Genomic DNA, 19,599 nt, shown 5'->3' with positions numbered 1-19,599 from the left:
CCCCCACCCTCTCCCCTGAAGACCCAATCAAAAAAGGACATTTCCCATGGTTAAGATCACCGGCACTTCCAAGGCCAACACGCTCAAGGGCCAGTCGACGGCTGACGACATCTACGGCTATGCCGGCAACGACAAGCTGTTCGGCTACGGCGGCAACGACGACCTCGAAGGCGGCGCGGGCAACGACTGGCTGCAGGGCGGCACCGGCAATGACGAGCTGACCGGCGGCGCCGGCCGCGACACCTTCGTCTTTTCCCGCGGCCGCGACGAGATCGACGATTTTTCGAGCCGTGACGACACGATCGTCATCGACAGCGCGCTCGGCGTAAAGAACTTCAACGAGCTGAAGGCGCTCGCCAAGTCCGTCGACGGTGGCGAGGATGTGCGCTTCGATTTCGGCAACGGCAACACGCTAACGCTGGACGACACCAAGCTTTCGAGCCTCAAGGCCAGTGACTTCTCCTTCAAGTCCGTAAACACCGACGAGCCGAGGGACCCGCTGTCGGGCGATGACGTGCTGAACGGCACCAGCAAGGCCGACAAGCTCTCCGGCGGCGCCGGCAATGACAAGATTTCCGGCTTCAGCGGCAACGACAAGCTTTCGGGCGATGCCGGCAACGACAGGCTCTATGGCGGCAACGGCCATGACGACCTGGAGGGCGGCGCAGGCAACGACATCCTCTCTGGTGGTGCGGGCAATGATGACCTCGAAGGCGGTTCCGGCAACGATCGCCTGAACGGCGGCTCCGGCAATAACGAGCTGGAAGGCGGCGCCGGCCGCGACACCTTCGTCTTCACGACCGGCAAGACGGAGATCGAAGACTTCAAGGCCAATTTCGACACGATCGAAATCGCCAAGAGCCTTGGCGTATCGAGCTTCGCCGACCTCACCGACATCGCCCGCACCGCCGACGGCGGCAAGGACGTGGTGTTCGATTTCGGCCAGAGCGAACTGCGCCTCGAAGACACCAAGCTTGCAGACCTCTCGGCGTCGGACTTCCTCTTCGTCTGAGAACCCAACAGTCAGCAAAAGGGCGCGCCGGTTTCCCGGCGCGCCCTTTCATCGTTCCAAAAACCTCAGCGGGGCAGCGTGGTCGAGCCCATCAGCGATTCGTCGATCGCACGCGCTGCCTGGCGGCCTTCGCGGATGGCCCAGACGACCAGCGACTGGCCGCGGCGCACGTCGCCGGCGGTCCAGAGCTTGTCGACCGAGGTCTTGTAGTCGCGCTCGTTGGCAATCACGTTGGACGAACCGCGCTTGTCGGTGTTGATCGCGAGCTTGTCGCCGAGATCCTTCAGGACGCTGTCCGTGAAGGGACCGCGGAAGCCGATGGCGATGAAGGCAAGGTCGGCCTTGATGATGAACTCCGTGCCGGCGATCGGCTTGCGGCGATCGTCCACCTGGCAGCACTTTACGCCGGTCAGGACACCATCCTCGTCGCCGACGAATTCGAGCGTGCCGACCTGGAACTCGCGCACGGCACCTTCGGCCTGTGAGGAGGATGTGCGCATCTTCGTCGCCCAGAAGGGCCAGACGGCGAGCTTGTCTTCCTTTTCCGGTGGCTGCGGGCGGATGTCGAGCTGCGTGACCTTGACGGCGCCCTGGCGGAAGGCCGTGCCGACGCAGTCGGACGCCGTATCGCCACCGCCGACGACGACGATATGCTTGCCACCGGCAAGGATCGGCTCCGACGGCCAGCCGACGCTGTCGATGTTCTCGCGCCCGACGCGGCGGTTCTGCTGCACGAGATAGGGCATGGCATCGTGCACGCCGGTGAACTCGACGCCCGGAATGCCGGCATCGCGCGGCGTTTCGGAGCCGCCGCAATAGAGCACGGCATCATGCTCGGCGAGCATCTCTTCCATCGGCTTGTCGACGCCGACATTGACGCCGTAATGGAAGGTCACACCCTCGCCGCGCATTTGGTCGACGCGGCGGTCGATGAAGTTCTTCTCCATCTTGAAGTCCGGAATGCCGTAGCGCAGCAGGCCGCCGGCCTTGGATTCGCGCTCGTAGAGGTGGACTTCATGGCCGGCGCGGGCGAGCTGCTGGGCAGCCGCCATGCCGGAGGGGCCGGAACCGATGACGGCGACCTTCTTGCCGGTCTTCACCGTTGCCGGCTGCGGCACGATATAGCCCATCTCATAGGCCTTGTCGGCAATCGCCTGCTCGACGGTCTTGATGGAGACCGGCGCGTCTTCCAGGTTCAGCGTGCAGGCCTCCTCGCAGGGCGCGGGGCAGACACGGCCGGTGAATTCCGGGAAGTTGTTGGTCGAATGCAGGTTGCGGATCGCCTCTTCCCAGTTGCCGTTATAGACGAGGTCGTTCCAGTCCGGAATCTGGTTGTGCACCGGACAGCCGGTCGGGCCGTGGCAATAGGGGATGCCGCAGTCCATGCAGCGCGCGGCCTGCTTCTGGACCTCGGGGTCCGACATGGGAATGGTGAATTCGCGAAAATGGCGGATGCGGTCGGAGGCCGGCTGGTACTTTGCAACCTGCCGGTCGATCTCCATGAAACCTGTAACCTTGCCCATCGTATTATCCTGATCTCAAGCGTGTTCAACGAGCGCCTTCCGGGCGCGTGAAAAACCCTCCGGCAACGCCGGAAGGTCGCAGTCTCAGCGGCCGGGTTACTCGGCCGCCTCCGCCATTTTCATGCGTTCCATGTCTTCCAGCGCACGGCGATACTCGACCGGCATGACCTTGCGGAACTTCGGACGGAACTCGGCCCACTGGTCGAGGATCTCCTTGGCCCGCGGCGAGCCGGTATAATGCAGGTGGTTGGAGATGAGCTGGTAGAGCCGCTCCTCGTCGTGGCGCGTCATGTCGCCCGAAACGTCCACCATGCCCTTGTGCATGAGGTCGCCGCCGTGATGGTGCAGCTTCTCCAGCATGTCGTCCTCTTCCGGCACCGGCTGGAGCTCCACCATCGCCATGTTGCAGCGGCGGGCGAAATCGCCCTCCTCGTCCAGCACATAGGCGACGCCGCCCGACATGCCGGCCGCGAAGTTGCGCCCCGTCTGGCCGATGACGACGACCACGCCGCCCGTCATATATTCGCAGCCGTGGTCGCCCACGCCCTCGACGACGGCAATCGCACCGGAGTTGCGCACGGCGAAACGCTCGCCGGCCACCCCGTTGAAGTAGCACTCGCCGGCAATCGCGCCGTAGAGAACCGTGTTGCCGACGATGATCGACTCGTGCGGGATCGCCTTGCTGCCGGTCGGCGGGCGCACGATGATGCGGCCGCCCGACAGGCCCTTGCCGACATAGTCATTGCCGGCACCGACGAGATCGAAGGTGACGCCGCGCGCCAGGAACGCCGCGAAGGACTGGCCGGCCGTGCCCTTGAGCGTCACGGAGATCGTGTCGTCCTTCAGGCCCTTGAAGCCGTAGCGCTTGGCGACCGCGCCGGACAGCATCGCGCCCGCCGAACGGTCGACGTTCTTGATATCGACCTCGAATGCGACCGGCGTCTTCGATTCGAGCGCGGGTTTTGCCTGCTCGATCAGCTTGCGGTCGAGGATGTCGTGGATCGGGTGATCCTGCCGCTCGGTCCAGTAGGTCGCTTCCTTCGGCGCATCGACCTTGTGGAAGATGCGGGAGAAGTCGAGACCGTTGGCCTTCCAGTGCGAGATCATCTTCTCCTTCTCGAGCAGTTCCGAGGCGCCGATGATCTCGTTCAGCGAGCGAACGCCGAGCGAGGCCAGGATTTCGCGCACCTCTTCGGCAACGAAGAAGAAGTAGTTGATGACGTGCTCCGGCGTACCCTTGAAGCGCTTGCGAAGAACCGGATCCTGCGTCGCGACACCCACGGGACAGGTGTTGAGATGACACTTGCGCATCATGATGCAGCCCGCCGCAATCAGCGGCGCGGTGGCAAAGCCGAACTCGTCGGCGCCCAGAAGCGCGCCAATGACGACGTCGCGACCGGTCTTCAGGCCGCCATCGACCTGGAGCGCGATGCGCGAGCGCAGCTTGTTGAGCACGAGCGTCTGGTGCGTCTCGGCAAGGCCGATTTCCCAGGGCGAGCCCGCATGCTTCAGCGAGGTGAGCGGCGAAGCGCCCGTGCCACCGTCGAAGCCGGCGATGGTGATATGGTCCGCGCGCGCCTTGGCGACACCGGCGGCAACCGTGCCGACGCCGACTTCCGAGACGAGCTTGACCGAGATATCGGCTTCCGGGTTGACGTTCTTCAGGTCGTAGATGAGCTGCGCCAGGTCCTCGATCGAGTAGATATCGTGGTGCGGCGGCGGCGAGATGAGGCCGACGCCCGGGGTGGAGTGACGGGTTTTCGCGACCGTCGCATCCACCTTGTGGCCGGGCAGCTGGCCGCCTTCGCCGGGCTTGGCGCCCTGCGCGACCTTGATCTGCAGCATATCCGCGTTGACCAGATATTCGGTGGTCACACCGAAGCGGCCGGACGCAATCTGCTTGATCGCCGAACGCTCGGGGTTGGACGAGCCATCCGGCAGCGGCAAATAGCGGTCTGCCTCCTCGCCGCCCTCGCCGGTGTTCGACTTGCCGCCGATCCGGTTCATGGCGACGGCGAGCGTGGTGTGTGCCTCGCGGGAAATCGAGCCGAAGGACATGGCACCGGTGGAGAAGCGCTTGACGATATCGACCGCCGGCTCGACCTCGTCGATGGAGATCGGCGTGCGACCGGCGTCTTCCGCGCCCTTGATGGCGAAGAGGCCGCGGATCGTGTTCATGCGCAGCGACGAGGCGTTCACCAGCTCGGCGAATTCCTTGTAGCGATCGGCCGCATTGCCGCGCACCGCATGTTGCAGCGAGGCGATGACGTCCGGCGTCCAGGCGTGTTCCTCGCCGCGCATGCGGTAGGCATATTCGCCGCCAATATCGAGCGTGTTGGCCAGCAGCGGATCACGGCCGAAGGCCGACTTGTGGCGTGCGAAGGTTTCCTCGGCGATCTGGTCGAGGCCGATACCCTCGATCGTCGTTGCCGTGCCGAAGAAATACTGGTCGACCAGCTCGGACGACAGGCCGATCGCGTCGAAGATCTGCGCGCCGCAATAGGACTGGTAGGTCGAGATGCCCATCTTGGACATGACCTTCAGGATGCCCTTCCCGATCGCCTTGATGTAGCGGTAGACGACTTCCTCGGCGTCCACTTCCTTCGGGAACTCGCCGCGCTTGTGCATGTCGGTGAGCGTGTCGAAGGCCAGGTACGGGTTGATCGCTTCCGCGCCGTAACCGGCGAGAAGACAGAAGTGGTGCACTTCGCGCGGCTCACCGGATTCGACGACGAGGCCGACCGAGGTGCGCAGCCCCTTGCGGATCAGGTGGTGGTGCACGGCGGCGGTAGCCAGCAACGCCGGGATCGCCACGCGGTCCGGGCCGATCTGGCGGTCGGACAGCACGATGATGTTGTAGCCGCTGCTGACGGCCTTTTCGGCGCGCTCACAGAGCCGGTCGAGAATTTCCGGCAGGCCCTCGGCGCCACGCGAGACGTCATAGGTGAAGTCCAGCGTCTTGGTGTCGAAACGGTCCTCGACATGGCCGATCGAGCGGATCTTTTCGAGATCGCCATTGGTGAGGATCGGCTGGCGTACTTCCATGCGCTTGGCCTTCGCCGCACCGCCATGGTCGAGGATGTTCGGACGTGGGCCGATGAAGGAGACGAGGCTCATGACCAGTTCCTCGCGGATCGGGTCGATGGGCGGGTTCGTCACCTGCGCAAAATTCTGCTTGAAATAGGTGTAGAGCAGCTTGCGCTTGCTGGACATGGCCGAGATCGGCGTGTCGGTGCCCATGGAACCGATCGCCTCCTGCCCCGTCGTCGCCATCGGCGACATCAGCAGGCGGGTGTCCTCCTGGGTGTAGCCAAAGGCCTGCTGGCGATCACGCAGCGACACGTCGCGGCGCAGCGCCCGCGGCTCGACCGGACCGAGGTCTTCCAGGATGATCTGGGTGTTGTCCAGCCATTCGCGGTAGGGATGCTTGGCGGCGAGCGCGGACTTCACCTCCTCGTCGGAGATGATGCGGCCCTCTTCCATGTCGATAAGCAGCATCTTGCCCGGCTGGAGACGCCACTTCTTGACGATGCTCTCTTCCTTGACCGGCAGCGTGCCGGCTTCGGAGGCGAGGATAACGCGGTCGTCATCCGTCACGAGGTAGCGGGCCGGACGCAGGCCGTTGCGGTCGAGCGTCGCACCAATCTGGCGGCCATCGGTGAAGGCAACGGCGGCCGGGCCGTCCCACGGCTCCATCAGGGCGGCGTGATACTCGTAGAACGCCTTGCGCTCGGCACCCATCAGCTGGTTACCGGCCCAGGCTTCCGGGATCAGCATCATCACGGCATGGGAGAGCGAGTAGCCGCCGCGAAGCAGGAATTCGAGCGCGTTGTCAAAACAGGCCGTATCCGACTGGCCCTCGTACGAGATCGGCCAGAGCTTGGTGATGTCGTCGCCGAAGAGCGGCGAGGAGACGGAGGCCTGACGGGCGGCCATCCAGTTGACGTTGCCGCGCAGCGTGTTGATCTCGCCATTATGGGCGACCATGCGGTAGGGGTGCGCGAGCTTCCACGACGGGAAGGTGTTGGTGGAAAAGCGCTGGTGCACGAGGGCGACGGCCGATTCGAAGCGCGGGTCTGCCAGGTCCTTATAATAGGCACCCACCTGATAGGCGAGGAACATGCCCTTGTAGACGATCGTCGTCGAGGAGAGCGAGACGGGGTAGAAGTTGCTCTCTTCGCCTTCATATTCGTCGTAGATGCGGTTGGAGATCACCTTGCGCAGGGTGAACAGGCGGCGCTCGAACTCGCCGTTCGTCGCGGCATCGCGGCCGGCGCCGATAAACACCTGCACATGGCGCGGCTCGGTGGCGGCGATTTCCGGCGCCTTGGACAGCGAAGAATTGTCGACCGGCACGTCGCGGAAGCCGATCAGGATCTGCCCCTCCTCGGCGACGACGTCGGCGATGACCTTCTTGAAATGCTCGACGAGCGTCTCGTCCTGCGGCATGAAGATATGGCCGGCGGCGTATTCGCCGGCCTTCGGCAGGGTGATGCCCTGCTTGGCCATCTCCTCGCGGAAGAAGCGATCCGGAATCTGCACGAGGATGCCCGCGCCGTCGCCCATCAGCGGGTCGGCGCCGACGGCACCACGATGCGTCAGGTTTTCGAGCATGAACAGCCCGTCCTGCACGATCTGGTGCGACTTCTGGCCCTTCAGGTGCGCGACAAAGCCGACGCCGCAGGCATCGTGTTCGTTGCGCGGATCGTAGAGGCCCTGTCGTTTTGGCATGCCGGTATTGGAGGTACGCGTTTTGGCGTCCGTCGCAGTGATCTGCGCGTGGCTCTGCCGAAACCCGTTTGATGGCGTCATGTCCGTCATCGTCTTTCCTCCTGTGGCGCCCGGCACCGTGCGGGCATTCGTTTCCGCCCGCGTAGCGACCGTTTGCCTTTCAGCAATCCGGCCACGCGAGCGTCTGTTATATAACCCTGACCCGACCGTAAAAAGACGACGGCCGACCAGGCATGATCATCCAGGACCGTCGGACGGCCGGGCAGCATCCGGAGAGGGTCTCCAATGCCCGGCGCCATCTTCGGCGTCCCGTCGCGGTCGCGGGGGACGCTTCATCGGTCTCTTGACCGAAATAGGACAGCAACACTGTCCTATTTCATAAGCTCTATGCCAGAAACGACCCTTCGCTGCAAGGCCATCATGCCAAATAATCACCACCTCATGAAGAAAAATTGCCTGCGCGGTCGCGGGCTTGAAATTAAATTACGACATCGTAGCACATTGTTTCCGTTCCTTTCATTTTACACAGGAACGGCTCTCGTGCGGCGCGGCGGCGATTGATCGCCATCATTTCTCCATTATGGTCCCCCCGAAGCCCTCAATCGCATTGGAAACCGCATGTTCTTTGCATCCGACAACTGGGCGGGCGCCCATCCCGACATCGCAAAAAGCCTCGTCGACGCCGCCGGCGGCTTTGCTTCCGCCTATGGCACCAGCGATCTCGACAAGCGTGTGGAAAAGACCTTTTCCGAAATCTTCGAGCGCGACGTCGCCGTCTTCTTCGTCGGCACCGGCACGGCGGCGAATTCGCTGGCGCTCGCAAGCTTCAACCGCCCGGGCGGCCAGGTCTTCTGCCACCGCGAAGCCCATGTGAACGTCGACGAATGCAACGCCCCGGAATTCTTTGCGACCGGCGCCAAGCTCGTGCCGATCGACGGCCCCGCCGGCAAGTTGCAGGCCGATTCGCTTGCCGCGGCGATCTCGCGTTTCCCACCCGATTTCGTGCATGGCGGCCAGCCGATGGCCGTCACCATCACCCAGGCGACCGAAGCCGGCACCGCCTATACGCTGTACGAGATCGCCGCCCTTTCGGAAGTCACGAAGAACGCCGGCCTGCCGCTGCACATGGATGGCGCCCGTTTTGCCAATGCGCTCGCCCATCTCGGCACGACGCCGGCGGAAATGACCTGGAAGCGTGGCGTTGACCTGCTCTCCTTCGGCGGCACGAAGAACGGCTGCTGGTGCGCCGAGGCGCTGGTGCTCTTCGATCCGGCCAAGGCGCAGCAGATGCATTTCCTGCGCAAGCGCTCCGCCCAGCTCTTTTCGAAATCCCGCTTCATCGCCGCGCAGTTCGACGCCTATTTCCGCGATGGCCTGTGGCTGGAGCTCGCCCGCCATTCCAACGCCATGGCCGCCCGCCTCGCGGCTGGTTTCAGCACGTCCGAAAAGGCCCGCCTCGCCTGGCCGACGGGCTCGAACGAACTCTTCGCCATCATCCGCAACGATGCGATGAAAGCCCTGAAGGACAAGGGCGCCGTCTTCTACGACTGGCCGGCCGGCCCGGAGCTGAAGGCGAGCATGCACGAAGACGAAACCCTGATCCGCCTCGTCACCAGCTTCGCCACGACCGAATCGGACATCGACACTTTTCTCTCGGCACTCTGAGACTCCCGGCAGCCCCTGGGACACAAAAAGTCCGCGCCCTCTCCTCCGTCATGGTCGGGCTTGACCCGACCATCCACCCTCCGAACACGCCGGTGGATCCTCGGGTCGACCCCGAGGATGACGTGGTGGGTGGGGGATCGCCTTGCACACCAAGAAAACAGACAACAAAAAAGGCGGTGCCTTGCGGCACCGCCCTTCTTCATTCCCGAACGAAGCGAAAGATCAGTTGGTCTGCGCTTCGATCTGCTTGGCTTCGCGGTTGACGGCCGAAATCTCGATACGGCGCGGCTTGGCGGCTTCCGGAATGTCGCGCAGGAGATCGATGTGGAGAAGGCCGTTCTTCAGCGAAGCGGCGCGCACTTCCACATGATCGGCGAGCTGGAAGCGGCGCTCGAAGGCGCGCTTGGCAATGCCGCGGTAGAGATACTGGCTTTCCTCAGCCGTTTCGTCCTTCTTCTCGCCCTTGACCGTCAGCGCATGTTCGCGCGCCTCGATCGACAGTTCGCTTTCGTCGAAACCGGCAACCGCCATGGTGATGCGGTAGGTGTTTTCGCCGGTGCGTTCGATGTTGTAGGGCGGATAGGTCTGGGCCTGCTCGGGCTGGCCGAGGCTATCGAGCATGGTGAAGAGACGGTCGAAGCCGACGGTGGAACGATAGAGGGGGGAGAAATCGACGTGACGCATGGTGTCCTCCTTCAGAGCAACGGTTGCGATCGATAAAAGGCGGCACCCGATTTCTGGAAGGTGCAGCCCGGTTCATCCGGCGTCCGACCCTCTTTGGCGACGGAAGCCTCGACGGACCCTTTCGGCGCCCGTGACGATGAGATGGGAACGCATTTCCGACGGTTCAAGGGGTGCCGCACGGCCGAAAATTACCCGCCGAAGAAATTTTCGAGATGAACGGCGGATGAACGCCCGCTTCGGAAACCATTCAGCTTCACCTTGCTAGAACGGCAGCATCGGAAGCGAAAACTTCTGAGACCGGGGTGCAACGTCCCTTCCTCCCTGGTCAAATTGCGCCGGACTGCATGAGGGCTACCCCCGTTGCCCCATGCATCCGGCTTTTTTCTTTGACGGCACGAAACCCAGCGCCTATCCATCCAGGGAGCAATTCCCGCCGAGACCCGCCCCGCGCCATGGATTCCATCCTGCACGCCACCGCCGACAATCCCGTTCCGGAGAACCATTTTGCGGGTTTCCTGGAAGGCCGCGGCGGCGTGAAGATCCGCTATGCCGTGTTCCGCTCGAAGGAGCGCGAGGCCAAGGGCACGGTCGTGCTGCTGCAGGGCCGCAGCGAGTGCATCGAGAAATATTTCGAGACGATCAACGACCTCAACGCCCGCGGCCTCTGGGTCGCCACCTTCGACTGGCGCGGCCAGGCGGGTTCCGACCGGCTGATCAAGGGCAACCGCGCCGGCCATATCGGCCGCTTCGCCGATTACGAGGCCGACCTCTCGCTCTTCCTCGAAAAGATCGTGCTGCCGGACGCCCGCCTGCCCTTCTTCATCGTGGCGCATTCGACCGGAGCGCTGGTCGCGCTTTCGCAGGCGCCCTATCTGGAGAACCGCATCGAGCGCATGGTGCTCGCCGCCCCCTTCATCGCGCTTGCCGGCCAGTCGATGAGCCAGAGCAAGATCACCGTCATCGCCCGGCTCGCCTCGCTTTTCGGGCTTGGCAAGCATACTTTCCGCAAGGGCGATCCCGGACACGATTTCCCGCGCAATGTCGTGACCTCGGACGAGCGTCGCTTCATCCGCAACGCCGCCATCTTCACCGAACATCCGGAGCTTTCCATCAGTTGGCCAAGCGCGCGCTGGCTGAACGAGACGCTGCGCACCATGGCGCGTGTGACGCACCAGGATCACCTGACGCGCATCCGCATCCCAACCCTGCTGCTCTGCCCGACGGCCGATGCGCTGGTGCCGCGCCGGGCGATCGGCGATCTCGCGCGCATCTTCCGTGCCGCCCGGCTCATCGAGATCGACGGCGCCAAACACGAACTGTTCCAGGAGGCCGACCGTTTTCGCGCCCAAGCGCTCGCCGCGATCGAGGCCTTCATTCCGGGCAGCGACGCCGAAGACACCAGCCTCGGCGCCTGAAGCTCGATCAGGCCTTCAGAAGCGCCATCGCCTCATCATAGACCTTGCGACTGCCGGCCGCGATGATCTCGCCGCCCATTTCCGCCGGACCGCCATCCCACGCCGTGATGATACCGCCCGCCTGCTCGATGACCGAGATCAACCCGCCGACGTCATAGGGCTTCAGCCCGCATTCGACGACGAGGTCGACATGACCGGCCGCGAGCAGCGCATAGGCGTAACAATCGACGCCATAACGAAACAGCCGCACCTTGTCCTGCACCGCCTCGAACCGCGTCTTGCGGGTGTCCGTGAAGAGATGCGGCGAGGTGGTGAACAGGATCGCATCCGACAGCTTTTCGCACGGACGCGTCGAAAGCACCTTGCTGCCGTCCGGGCCTGCATAGTGCGAGATCTTGCCATCCGCGAAATAGCGCTCGCCGGTGAAGGGCTGGTCGATGAGGCCCATCACCGCCTCGCCGTTGCGATAAAGGCCGATCAGCGTGCCCCAGACGGGCACGCCGGAAATGAAGGCGCGCGTGCCGTCGATCGGGTCGATGACCCAGACATATTCCCGGTCGAGCCCGACCGAGCCATGCTCCTCGCCCAGGATGCCATGCTCGGGAAAATGCGCCTCGATCAGCGCGCGGATCGCCGTCTCGGCGGCGCGGTCGCCTTCCGTCACCGGATCGAAGCCGGCGGCCTCCTTGTTGACGACATCGGCGCCGACGCGAAAGCGCGGCAGGGTCTCCTTGGCCGCAGCATCGGCAAGGCGGTCGAAAAAGGCGCGATCAGGCAACATGGGGGATCTCTCGGAGGGGACTGCGGACTGCCCTTCCCTTACGCTATCGCGCGGCAAAACGGAACCGGATTGACGCAGAACATGTCCGAAGCCCCGCGCAGGAAAATTGCTTAACGGATCTCAAATTTGTCCCGCAGTTGCGCTTGACATTTGTGCAGCGCAACATTATTGTTTCCTTACAGTCATTCGTGACTGTAAATACCCTCCTTGGGTGTTTCCTCCCTAGACTTAACCGCGCCCAAAGCGCGGTTTTTTTTGAGAGGAATGTGGCCTATTCGGCCGCCAGCGCCCGGTCCGCGGCATATTCCTCGACATGGTCGGAAAAATCCTGGAGGAAGGCGGAAATCGCCGTCTGCAACAGCGCGAAATCCGGCTTCTTGGCGAGCGTCGTCTCATCGACGTAAAGACCGCGGTTTACCTCGATCTGCAACGCATGCAGCCCCTTGGCGGGCCGGCCGTAATGCTCCGTGATGAAGCCGCCCGCATAGGGCTTGTTGCGCACGACGGAAAAGCCCATGTCCTCGAGCAGCCGCATGGCGGTGCGCGAAAGCTCCCCGGAAGCGCTGGTGCCGTAGCGGTCGCCGATGATGAAATCCGGCCGCACGCTGGTGCCCGAAACCCGGATATTGCCCGGCATCGAATGGCAATCGATGAGCACCGAAAAGCCGAAGGTCACATGGGTGCGCACGACGAGGCGGCGCAGGCACGCATGATAGGGCTTGTAGACCGTCTCCACCCGTTCCAAGGCATCTGCCACCGGAAAGCGGTTGCGATAGATCTCCATGTTCTCCGCCACGACGCGCGGCACGGTGCCGAGCCCGCCGGCGACGCGAATGGAGCTGATATTGGCATAGGACGGCAGCGAGCCCTCGAACATGCGCGGGTCGAGCTCGTAGGGCTCGCGGTTGACGTCGAGCCAGGCGCGCGGGAAGTGCGCCACCAACATCGGCGCGCCAAGGGCCGGGGCAACCGAGAAGAGCTCGTCGACATAATGGTCTTCCGAACGACGGATGCCGAGCGCGTCGAGGCGCGACTGCGCGAGGAAGCTCTGTGGATAACGCCGGCCGCTATGGGGGGAATTGAAGACGAGGGGCACGCTCTGCGAAACCGGCTCCAGCACTTCGAAGTGGCTGTTTTCGCTCAGAGCCTCCGCCATTGCCGTCCTTTACCATGCCTGAAAGTCATACCGTCGCCCATGTTGCCAGCGGCCTCCGCCCGTGTCCATACTGAGAAACGAGGGATTAGGGGCTTGCCCTGCCCCATTCACCGGATATTTACCGGAATACGCTCTTGTAACAGAACCGCCCGTCCGCGGGCCGACAACCTTAGCAACGGTTCCCGAATTCCATGACACCCAAGATTCTCCTCGCAGAAGACGACAACGATATGCGCCGGTTCCTCGTGAAGGCGCTCGAAAAGGCGGGCTACCAGGTGCTGTCCTACGACAACGGCGCCAGCGCCTATGACCGGCTTCGCGAAGAACCCTTCTCGCTGCTCCTCACCGATATCGTGATGCCGGAAATGGACGGCATCGAGCTGGCGCGCCGCGCGACCGAACTCGATCCGGACCTGAAAGTGATGTTCATCACCGGCTTTGCCGCCGTGGCGCTGAACCCGGATTCCAAGGCCCCGAAGGACGCCAAAGTCCTCTCGAAACCTTTCCATTTGCGCGATCTCGTCGACGAGGTCAACAAGATGCTGGCCGCCTAAGACCCGGAAAACACCACAAAATCGGGCCGTAAAAAAAGCTTCAAAAAGCTATTGACGGCGCCCAAGGTTTTGTGGTCTATCCGCCGCATCGGATGGGCGTGTAGCTCAGCGGGAGAGCACTACGTTGACATCGTAGGGGTCACAGGTTCAATCCCTGTCACGCCCACCATTCGATCCCCTTCGGAAACATTTGCGTTTTCGCCGGGGACTTTCTTTCGAGATAATTGGCCGAGTTCTCTGCCGTCCCAAGCGGACGAAGAAATGGCCGCTGTTCGAAAGCAAGGCGGGAAATGTCAGTTTCAGGCCGACCCTCAACGCTTCTCCAAAATCTCTCGTTTGCGGTGAAACGGCGCTCTCGTGCCGAAATTGCCGTTAAGGTCTGCCTCGATGCGCTGCGCCCAGCACAAGATTGGGTCTTTAGAGTTGGGCAGTGTTTTTTTCACAGCACAGACTGATGAAACTGTTACGGTAATTCGTAACGGCGCAGCTGTTCTGGAGAACGGCGTCCACCGAGGCTGTCAATGGTTGTCGAAAAGGGTGCGGCATGCTGAACGCGGAATATACAAATGCTAGTTTCTACAGCCTGCCGAAGAGCCATCAGGCAGGTTTCGCTCCCGGATCTTGGCGCGTGGTCACGGTCCCTGCCGGTACGAAGCTTTTTAAGCTCAGCCAATTCGATATTACAAGCAAATGGGGAACGACACCGTGGTGGAGCCCCGTCGATCCATTCCTAGACGATAAGTCGGGGGTACGCGGGACCTTCCAAAAAGCCATGTCTGATGGCCAAACGTTGGCACAAGTCATCCGACATCTTTCGTCCGTGTGTATTGATTGGAACGAACTCACGAAATTTCAGCAGATCAAACTTCGCGTCGACGCGAAAGCATTCTGGGGCACGTTTAATCCCATGCCGAAGTTCTCCAACGCTCCTTGGCTTGTCGGAAATGATAATCCGGATTCCACCGAGACGTTGAAAAAGGTCAAGAAGATGAACGAAATCGAGAAGAAGGATGGGCTCAGAAACAAGTCCGAAGTCAAAGGCGCGAAATCGTGGCAGCTCCACATCGCAAACATGAAGCCAGAGCACTTCGAAGTTCTGCCCGAAATTCCTAGCCATGAGACAGCGGCAATCGGGATCGCGTTAGGGTTCATCAAATAAGAATGTTTGCAGCAAGACCGACCGACCAATCGAGATTGCCGCACGCCATCGACGACATCCGCCTTGCGACACCGCTGGCAAAAATTGAAGCCACCGGCGATTGATCAAAGCTTTGGTGCTGGGCCAAAGAAAGCCGCAACTTTCGGAGAAGACGTGCTCGTCGAGCGCTGGCATACGCACGCGGCGACGCTGTTGCCCTAAAGGATGAAGTCGCTGGCTTTCAGGTTTACGCTAGAATCCAACACAATCGAAAAATCGGCTTTCCCGTCGCCATTGACGTCAGCGAATACGAACGTGTCACCCGCCTTCTTTTCGTAGCGCAATTCGCCGGCCTTCTTATGGAAACCGTCGGTCCCGATAAATTTGAAAGCCTGATCGCCGCCCGACTTGGTATTCGCGTCGATTTTCGTTAGATCGATTTTGTCCTTTTGCGTCTGCTTGAAATCGAAAATCGTATCTCGCCCTGTCGCGCTGGTCGTCGAATCCTTCGTGCTCTCGAACACAAACGAGTCCGCGCCGCTTCCTCCGTAGAGTTTGTCGGCACCGCTTCCTCCTTCAAGCCTGTCATTTCCGGCACTGCCTTTCAGCACGTCATCGTCGCTTCCGCCGATGAGGTAATCGGCGCCGGAGCCGCCTTCGAGAGTATCCCTCCCGGTATAACCAATCAGAAAGTCGTCGCCGGAGCCGCCCAGGATTCGATCATGTCCCGCATTGCCATTGATGGTGTCGTCTCTCCACGTTCCGGTGATGACGTCATTTCCGCCTAGAACTATATCGCTGAATGGATTGTCGTTATCTTCCCAGTTCACGGCCTCCCAGAGAGGGTTAAAAGCAACATTCAACTCGTCAAACAAACCATAGAGCTGTCGCTCTGCCCCGAAGACGGTCAACGAATCGACCGTTCCAGAGTTCAGATTCCTCGAAAGACCCTTTCCCGTAATGACGATAGTCGCTTCAGGGTTTTCGAGATCGGACTCGCTATAGAAATCGATGACGAGTTCGGTCGAGGATGCCTGCTTCACCTGCTTGGTCAGGCCACCCAAATAGGGATAGGGAAACATCCGGCCATACAGCATGCTGGTCCAAAGAACGTTTGCCATCAAAACAGCTCCTTTACCGCAAGCTGACGTGTCATTGCCCGAGCGATATCACGTATATGGAGGGCGAGATAGGAAGCCAAATGCGGTCTTCGAGACGATCGTGAGAACGTGCCTTCGCTCGTGCGACAGATGGTCCTCGAGGCGGAAGGAGCCTGGCCTGGTCGGATCGTATGCTGGCGGTCTCGACAAGGATACCTGAGCCGTTCGAAACGCGATCACCTCACGGTTATCGAATTGGCAGCTTGAGGGGCAGATCACACACCACAAGCTTTCCGGCGGTTTTGGCGTCGATACGTTCGTCCTCGGGAAAGCCGAAGGCGACGAGATCATCACGGCTTCGCTTTGCCCAGCCTCCAGGCACAGCAACATCTCTCGCATGACCTTCAGATCGGCTGCGTGGCAATACACATATGCCATAGAGGAAAGAGTTGACGGCGGGGGCTGTTTTGCTGTCAGATAATGGTCGTTCATCTGGTGCATTTCGCCACAAAAACGGCGCCGAACGGGCGGGAATTCAGCCGCTTTGCCGATATACGGGCAGCACAGGACCGAAATACGCGACTAACGATTTCCCCATGAATGCGTAAAGTGTTTATTGCCTGGCTATACTTGCGGCTTGAAGCCCGACGCGAAAGATAGCGCACCCCGTTGGAGGACGGGCTGTGGTTGGTCGACGTGATCGGAGGAGTATCCATGAGCGACATATCCAGCATACACCCGGTGGACGAGAAGCTGCCTGCGAGCAGGCTCGCGACGCTGGGCATCCAGCATGTGCTCGTCATGTATGGCGGCGCCGTCGCGGTGCCGTTGATCGTCGGGCGGGCCTTGCAGCTGAGCCCGCAGGACGTGGCCTTCCTGATTTCCGCCGATCTCTTCGTCTGCGGCCTGGTCACCATCATCCAGTCGCTCGGCATCAGCCGCCATGTCGGCATCCGCCTGCCCGTCATGATGGGCGTCACCTTCGCTTCCGTCGGCCCGATGGTCTCCATGGCGACGATGGCACCCGGAGCGGAAGGCGCGCGCATGATCTTCGGCGCCATCATCGGGGCCGGTTTCGTCGCCCTCCTGATCGCGCCGATCATGGGGCGGCTGCTGCGTTTCTTCCCGCCCGTGGTGACCGGCACCATCATCCTCGTCATCGGCGTGTCGCTGATGCGCGTGGGCATCAACTGGACCTTCGGCAACCCCTTCGGCCCGACCGCGCCCAAGCTGATCGACCCCACACATACCGAGTGGCTCGCCCAGATGAAGACGCTTGCGGAGACCGGTGGCCCGGTGGTTCCCGACGGTTTCGCCATCGCGCCGACCGTTTCCAATCCGGTCTATGCCGAGCCGAGCCATATCGCGCTTTCGGCGCTGGTGCTGATCTCCATCCTGGTCATCGCCCGCTACGGCCGCGGCCTGATCAGCAATATCGCGGTGCTGGCCGGCGTCGTCATCGGCTGCATCGCCGCGTCGATCCTCGGCATGATGCATTTCGACCGCGTCGCCGATGCCGGCTGGTTCGCCGTGGTCACGCCGCTGCGCTTCGGCATGCCGATCTTCGATCCGGTGCTGATCGCCACCATGACGCTCGTGATGATCGTCGTCATGATCGAATCGACCGGCATGTTCCTAGCGCTCGGTGAAATCACCGACAGGCCGGTGTCGCAGCAGCAGCTGACCGCCGGCCTGCGCGTCGACGGCATCGGCACGATGATCGGCGGCCTGTTCAACACCTTCCCCTATACGAGCTTCTCGCAGAATGTCGGCCTCGTCGGCGTCACCGGCGTGAAGAGCCGCTACGTCTGCGTCGCCGCCGGCATCATCATGATCATTCTCGGCGTCATTCCGAAGATGGGCGCACTGGTGGAAGCCGTGCCGACCTTCGTTCTCGGCGGCGCCGGCCTCGTGATGTTCGGCATGGTGGCGGCGACGGGCGTGCGCATCCTCTCGAATGTCGACTTCAAGACCTCGCGCAACAACCTCTTCGTGGTCGCGGTCTCCGTCGGCTTCGGGCTGATCCCGCTGCTTGCGCCGAACTATCTGATGTGGATGCCGCATGCGATCCACCCGATCATCGAATCGGGCATCGTGCTCGCCTCCATCGTCGCCGTGCTGCTGAACGCCTTCTTCAACGGCGTCCGCTTCGAGCAGGCCGACGCCGTGGAAGCAGCCCGTCTGGCCGACAGCCACTAGGCAAGCCACGCCCTTCAGGAAAACCCGGCTTGCCGCGAGCGAGCCGGGTTTTTTCATGCTCAATGCGAGCCACGGCATTTTCTTGCGCCGGCTTACAAGGCATAGCAGGGGAATGAAACCGCGACTTCGGGAGCATCCATGGCGGGCATGATGAGGGCGCGCGAGGCGCTCATTCTGGCGGTCACCCTCTGGACGGCGCTCTCCATCAACGATTTCCTGCTGCTGCCGGGCGGTTTTCTTATCCTCGCCCCTGGCTGGATAAGCAGCATCGTGCTGGCCCTCCTGTTGGCGCAGGTGCTGCAACGCCTGGAAAACCTGCCGCGGCAACAGGCGATCGGCTTCGGCGTGCTGGCCGTGATGGCAACGGCGGCAAGCCAGGCCGTCTTTGATGTCACCGCCATCATGACGATCGGCCCGCATGTGCTTCCCGGCGGCACCGGCGTGCCCGGCTTTGCGATCGCCGACACCTTCGACAAGGCCATCCTGCAGTTCCGCATGAGCCTGATGTGGAACACCGTGGCTTTCGGTTTTTATGCCGCCGCAATCTCGCTGCTCAACGCGCAGCGGCAAAAGCTCGATGCGGAAATGCGGGCGCTGCGCTACGAGCTCAATCCGCACTTCCTTTTCAACACGCTGAATTCCATTGCCGGCCTGATCGAGGAGGGATCCGGCGGAAGGGCGGACCGCATGGTGCTGTCGCTCTCACGCTTCCTCCAGACAACGCTCACGCTCGACCCGCTGCATGACGTGCCGCTTGTGGACGAGATCGCGCTCCAGCGCGACTATCTGGAAATCGAGCGCGAGCGCTTTGCCGACCGCATGACCTTCGACATCCGCCTGCCGGCCGGGCTGGAGACAGCACTCGTGCCGAGCCTCATTCTCCAGCCGCTGATCGAGAATGCGGTGAAACACGGCGTTGCCGCATCGCGCACGCCGGTGACAATCGTGCTGGAAGCGCGACGGGAGGCGGATCGTCTTTTGCTGAGTGTGGAAAACGGGCTGCCGGAGGACGGTTCGGCTTATGGCAAGCCCGCGGGCATGGGGGTTGGTATCAGGAACATCGCCGACCGGTTGCAGGCGCGTTTCGGAAACCGGTGGCGTTTTTCGACAGGCCCGGTGGAGGGCGGGCTTTACCGCGCCTCAATCGAGCTGCCGCTTCGAATGGTCTTAGGGTGCAGTCACGGCGAAATCCGGCCGGAACTGCATGACACCTATTAGTTCAGCGGGATCTGAAAGCCGCCCGAATCCGCGGGCCGGGCATAGGTCGTGTTGTTGGCTGCGGTCGTGCTGCAGCCTGCGAGCGCCAGAACCGCGAGTGCCGCGACGACGAAACCAGATATGGGGCGCATGTGCCTCTCCTTTGTGTTTGCCCGTATGACATAGGGATGCGAAGCGCTTCCGTCTACCGAGGTGCGGACATGAAAAAGCCCGGCACGGGGCCGGGCTTCTCCAATTCGTTCCGAGCGCGGGTTTACCACTCGGCCACGCTACCATCTTCATGGCGCCAGACGGGATTGCGCCAGCGATGGCCTTCCTTGGCCCGCTCGATGACATAGGCCTCGTCCACCTCGATGCCGAGGCCCGGTCCCTGCGGGATCGACACGAAGCCATCCGCATAGTGGAACACCTCCTTGTTCGAGA

At 62.0% G+C, this 19,599-nt stretch carries 14 protein-coding genes, 1 tRNA gene and 1 pseudogene; 8 read left to right on the top strand and 8 right to left on the bottom strand.

Annotated features, from left to right (window positions below; genetic code table 11):
• The first annotated feature begins 46 nt into the window (after nt 1-46).
• On the top strand, nt 47-1,012 hold the full coding sequence (locus GB927_RS30165) for a calcium-binding protein (protein ID WP_256120931.1): 966 nt from the start codon (nt 47-49) through the stop codon (nt 1,010-1,012).
• Between the two features lie 65 nt (nt 1,013-1,077).
• On the opposite strand, the gene GB927_RS30160 is transcribed toward GB927_RS30165, so the two are convergent.
• Nucleotides 1,078-2,535 carry a glutamate synthase subunit beta gene (locus GB927_RS30160; protein WP_256120930.1) on the bottom strand — a complete coding sequence of 486 codons (1,458 nt, stop codon included), beginning with the start codon at nt 2,533-2,535 and terminating at the stop codon, nt 1,078-1,080.
• Nucleotides 2,536-2,631: 96 nt separating this feature from the next.
• Nucleotides 2,632-7,356 carry a glutamate synthase large subunit gene (gene gltB / locus GB927_RS30155; RefSeq protein ID WP_256120929.1) on the bottom strand — a complete coding sequence of 1,575 codons (4,725 nt, stop codon included), beginning with the start codon at nt 7,354-7,356 and terminating at the stop codon, nt 2,632-2,634.
• Nucleotides 7,357-7,884: 528 nt separating this feature from the next.
• Here gltB and GB927_RS30150 point away from each other — a divergent pair.
• A complete protein-coding gene (locus tag GB927_RS30150; RefSeq protein ID WP_256120928.1) occupies nt 7,885-8,931 on the top strand; it encodes a threonine aldolase family protein in 1,047 nt (348 codons plus the stop codon).
• Nucleotides 8,932-9,153: 222 nt separating this feature from the next.
• On the opposite strand, the gene GB927_RS30145 is transcribed toward GB927_RS30150, so the two are convergent.
• A complete protein-coding gene (locus GB927_RS30145) occupies nt 9,154-9,615 on the bottom strand; it encodes an Hsp20 family protein (protein ID WP_256120927.1) in 462 nt (153 codons plus the stop codon).
• Nucleotides 9,616-10,067: 452 nt separating this feature from the next.
• Here GB927_RS30145 and GB927_RS30140 point away from each other — a divergent pair, with 452 nt between their 5' ends.
• Nucleotides 10,068-11,030, top strand: a complete 963-nt coding sequence (locus GB927_RS30140) for an alpha/beta fold hydrolase (RefSeq protein WP_256120926.1) — start codon at nt 10,068-10,070, stop codon at nt 11,028-11,030.
• Between the two features lie 7 nt (nt 11,031-11,037).
• On the opposite strand, the gene hisN is transcribed toward GB927_RS30140, so the two are convergent.
• Both hisN and GB927_RS30130 read right to left on the bottom strand, forming a co-directional pair.
• On the bottom strand, nt 11,038-11,811 hold the full coding sequence (gene hisN / locus GB927_RS30135; protein ID WP_256120925.1) for a histidinol-phosphatase: 774 nt from the start codon (nt 11,809-11,811) through the stop codon (nt 11,038-11,040).
• A 271-nt stretch (nt 11,812-12,082) separates the two neighbouring features.
• Nucleotides 12,083-12,967, bottom strand: a complete 885-nt coding sequence (locus GB927_RS30130; RefSeq protein WP_256120924.1) for an N-formylglutamate amidohydrolase — start codon at nt 12,965-12,967, stop codon at nt 12,083-12,085.
• A gap of 191 nt (nt 12,968-13,158) precedes the next feature.
• On the opposite strand from GB927_RS30130, the gene cpdR1 reads away from it, so the two are divergent.
• From cpdR1 to GB927_RS30115, 3 genes are all read left to right on the top strand, one after another.
• A complete protein-coding gene (gene cpdR1 / locus GB927_RS30125) occupies nt 13,159-13,521 on the top strand; it encodes a response regulator CpdR1 (RefSeq protein ID WP_069061148.1) in 363 nt (120 codons plus the stop codon).
• 94 nt (nt 13,522-13,615) lie between these two features.
• Nucleotides 13,616-13,690, top strand: a tRNA-Val gene (locus GB927_RS30120).
• A gap of 375 nt (nt 13,691-14,065) precedes the next feature.
• Nucleotides 14,066-14,680, top strand: coding sequence for a hypothetical protein (locus GB927_RS30115; protein ID WP_256120923.1), 615 nt, complete (start codon nt 14,066-14,068; stop codon nt 14,678-14,680).
• A gap of 197 nt (nt 14,681-14,877) precedes the next feature.
• Here the strand turns inward: GB927_RS30115 and GB927_RS30110 are convergent, their stop codons facing one another.
• Nucleotides 14,878-15,780, bottom strand: a complete 903-nt coding sequence (locus GB927_RS30110) for a M10 family metallopeptidase C-terminal domain-containing protein (RefSeq protein ID WP_256120922.1) — start codon at nt 15,778-15,780, stop codon at nt 14,878-14,880.
• Between the two features lie 693 nt (nt 15,781-16,473).
• On the opposite strand from GB927_RS30110, the gene GB927_RS30105 reads away from it, so the two are divergent.
• Entirely contained in the window at nt 16,474-17,958 is a 1,485-nt protein-coding gene (locus GB927_RS30105) for a nucleobase:cation symporter-2 family protein (RefSeq protein WP_256120921.1), read from the top strand.
• A 138-nt stretch (nt 17,959-18,096) separates the two neighbouring features.
• Nucleotides 18,097-19,176 carry a sensor histidine kinase gene (locus tag GB927_RS30100; RefSeq protein ID WP_256120920.1) on the top strand — a complete coding sequence of 360 codons (1,080 nt, stop codon included), beginning with the start codon at nt 18,097-18,099 and terminating at the stop codon, nt 19,174-19,176.
• Here the strand turns inward: GB927_RS30100 and GB927_RS30095 are convergent.
• Nucleotides 19,173-19,307: a hypothetical protein gene (locus GB927_RS30095; RefSeq protein ID WP_256120919.1), complete on the bottom strand. Its 135-nt coding sequence runs from the start codon at nt 19,305-19,307 to the stop codon at nt 19,173-19,175. The genes GB927_RS30100 and GB927_RS30095 overlap by 4 nt on opposite strands.
• A gap of 122 nt (nt 19,308-19,429) precedes the next feature.
• Nucleotides 19,430-19,599, bottom strand: a pseudogene (locus GB927_RS30090) (galactonate dehydratase); the annotation flags it as partial.

Origin of the sequence: Shinella lacus, assembly GCF_010994755.1 — a bacterium.
Taxonomy (GTDB): domain Bacteria; phylum Pseudomonadota; class Alphaproteobacteria; order Rhizobiales; family Rhizobiaceae; genus Shinella; species Shinella lacus.
The sequence above is the reverse complement of the archived record's forward strand: the minus strand, read 5'-3'. Positions and strand labels throughout refer to the sequence as shown.